This is a genomic window from Dehalococcoidales bacterium (genome assembly GCA_028716225.1).
GTDB lineage: Bacteria > Chloroflexota > Dehalococcoidia > Dehalococcoidales > UBA5760 > UBA5760.
The window spans coordinates 1-2,912 of record JAQUQE010000130.1 but is presented as its reverse complement, the minus strand read 5'-3'; the positions used below and the strand labels follow the sequence as shown (position 1 = coordinate 2,912).

2 protein-coding genes are annotated in these 2,912 nt (G+C 50.3%); both read right to left on the bottom strand.

The annotated features are described in order from the left end of the window. Positions 1-2,089 (bottom strand): hypothetical protein (locus tag PHI12_14680; GenBank protein MDD5512031.1); only part of this gene is annotated, 2,089 nt, incomplete at its 3' end. 2 nt (positions 2,090-2,091) lie between these two features. Beyond that, positions 2,092-2,505, bottom strand: coding sequence for a hypothetical protein (locus tag PHI12_14675; GenBank protein ID MDD5512030.1), 414 nt, complete (start codon positions 2,503-2,505; stop codon positions 2,092-2,094). Positions 2,506-2,912: the final 407 nt, after the last annotated feature.

Below are 2,912 nucleotides of genomic sequence, written 5' to 3'. Positions count from 1 at the left end.
TATAACCTGAGAGCCCTGTTTTTGTGGGTATGGAAGCGCCAAAGGAAAACGTAGTTACTGTCGACGCTGCAGGAATGGCGATGGTCGAATCGACAGTGCAACCCGAGATCTCGTCAAAACTCCATGTGCCTTGTACTCCAAGAGCTGCATGGAAGGCTTTCTCAGAAGCTGACCCGACGTAATCAAAAAGAATAGTCACCGGGATGGGTTGACCGGCTGATACTGACGAGGGGATATTTGTAATTCGCACATTGGTAATAGTCGGCGTTGTCGGAGCTGTAACCGTGAAGGTATCGGTTGCCGAATTCCCGGAAGAATCTTGAGCTTTGAGGGTATAAGTTCCCGATCCCTCACCGATTGTAAAAGAACCAGATCCGGCGCCGGAGCTGTTAGCTGTAACACTGAGACCTCCGCCTCCGACAACAAATACTGAAACAGAGGCGTAAGGCGTAAAACCTGTAAAGCTAAAATTCAGGGTGTCACCAGTTTTTAGTGTGTCGTCTGCTATTATCAGGGTTGGGGAGACTAAAGCCTGGACGGTTATAACGTTGGAGTATTCAGGGCTATTCACTCCCCCAAGCTTACAGTACAGATCGTATACACCGTTCGCCAGAGTGGACTTAATCGGGATCGTGGCATTGAAATACTTGGTTGTAACCGCCCCAGCAGCCACAATCGAGATAGTCTGGTCGACAGTACACCCCGATATCTCGTCGAAGCCAAAAACACCGATATTACCGAGAGCTGCATGGAAGGCTGCCGTCGTCGACGGTCCGACATAATCAAACGCCACAGTTATCGCACAAGTCCCACCTGGGCGGAGAACTGCTGTCGGGTAACTGGTAATTCTGACGTTACTGATTACAGGCGTCGGTGAGCCAGTAATTGTAACTACGTTACTATAAACACCGCTCTCTACTGCATTGACTTTGGCAGTCAAACCATAGAGACCGCCCGGGAGACCGCTGGTCGGGATTACAGCTTGGAAGGACACTGCCGTAGGAGTAGAGTAAGCGGCGACAGAGACGGAAACATTAACCGCTGATTTCTCATCAAATCCCAGGGCACCTTGCTGACCGAGAGCTGCACGAGCGCTGAGTGTTGTGGCCGGTCCCATATAATTAAAGCGTACCGTAATCGTACAATTGCTTCCGGTCGGTACGCTCGTCGGGTAATTGGTAATTTGAACACCGGTAACAACGGGAGTGGTCGAACCGGTGATTGTCAGCACATTGCTATAGATACCACTTTCCACGGCATCGACTTTTGCTGTTAAGCCGTATACACCTGCAGAGAGCGCAGTGGTCGGTATCGATACGGTCGCCGTCAGGGTTGTCGGAGTTGTGGCATTTGGAACGTTGACGGTAGTATTGACATACGCCTTTTCATCGAATCCGAAAACGCCAGGCTGTCCGATCGCTGCGTGGAGACTCTTTGTCCCTGCAGCACCGACATAAGTGAACGACACCGTGATCTGGCAAGGTGTCCCGATTGCCAGGCTGGTAGGATAATTCGGGATCTGGACATTCGTAATTCCGGGTGTGGCTGCCGGTGTCGTAGTCGGTAGATTATTTAGAGACTGCATCAACAACCATACAGCAGCTGTAGAAGCTGGGGTTACCGCGGGAAGATTACCGAGGGTTTGCATTAGCAGCCATATAGCAGCTGTCGACCCAGGAGTTGTCGTGGGCAGGTTATTGAGCGAGTGCATCAAAACCCAGTAAGCGACTGCCTCAGTGGGTTCAATAGTAGGAAGGTTACCAAGGGTTTGCATCAATACCCAGTAAGCTGTACTTTCAGTCGGCTTTGTCGTGGGTAGATTATTGAGTGTGTGCATCGGAATCCAGTACCCTGCAGTGCTCGTCGGCTCCGTGGCTGGAATTGCCGTGAAAGTCTCCATAAGGATCCAGAGCGCTTCCCCGGTATCACCCTTATTGAAGAATTTCTTCCACAGAAAATAAGCCCCGACGCCAATGGCGCCCACAGCAGCAACGCCGAGAATTAAACTTCCGGTACCGCCTCCACCGCCCCCACCTGTGTAGATATTGACGATTCTGTCGGTCAAAGAGGTTTTCGTATCTTGAGCCATTTCTACCCTCCGAAACGAGTGTCACGAGTTCGTTGTTCTCGAGAAGGGTTTTCAACTAGAGGCACTGCTCGTGCTGCAAATAAAGGCATTGCCCGCATGGCTGGCTCTAACTTGAAATTCTTACGCCACGTCTCAGCGTACTCTTCGCTGATATCGTCGTAATAGTAGTCACCATGCCGGTGACCGAGTTCATGCAGAAGAGTGTCGACGGTAGCGTCTGGGGGAAGAACGATAGTCGAAGGGGGCAAGTAACCGAATCCCGAGCTCGCGTGGTCTCCTAATGGGTAATAAAGCCCCAGGATCCTTTTTTTACCCTGGGGGGGAATGGACTCGTCCATGAAGTGGAGAAAGTCAAAAGCCGGCTCTCGGTCAAGACCGTATTGTTTCATAAAAGAGTCAACGGAATTATAGTCCATGACGGCATACCCCCGGTAATTTAACAGTATAAGTACCTGTCGGGGTTATGTCAATAGCGTATTTCTTGAGAAATAAGAGTGGGGATATCAACCAATTCCAGGTATTTTTCCCCGAGAAGTCATATTCCCGGTACCTGGTACTATCTGCCGGCAGAAGCGAGTACCGCATTCCGTACACCAATCGTATAAAAATACAGCGACGTAGACGCCGAAAACTTTAAGAAGTGGGTTATCGATGGTAACAAATTCAGTCGGATAGGGAGGGGCGCCCTGTTTACTATGCTGTTTCCAGAGCTCCTCGACCACAGTTTTATCTTCGCCAGAATGCGGAAATGAATGGTTGGGACACTTAAACTTTTTCGGCAGTTCCATACTTCTCCCTTATGTCATACCGAGCCTTTGCCGGC

What these genes read in the sequence shown, in the direction of transcription:
- PHI12_14675 (MDD5512030.1), bottom strand. Translation starts at nt 2,505, where the DNA reads ATGGACTATAATTCCGTTGACTCTTTTATGAAACAATACGGTCTTGAC.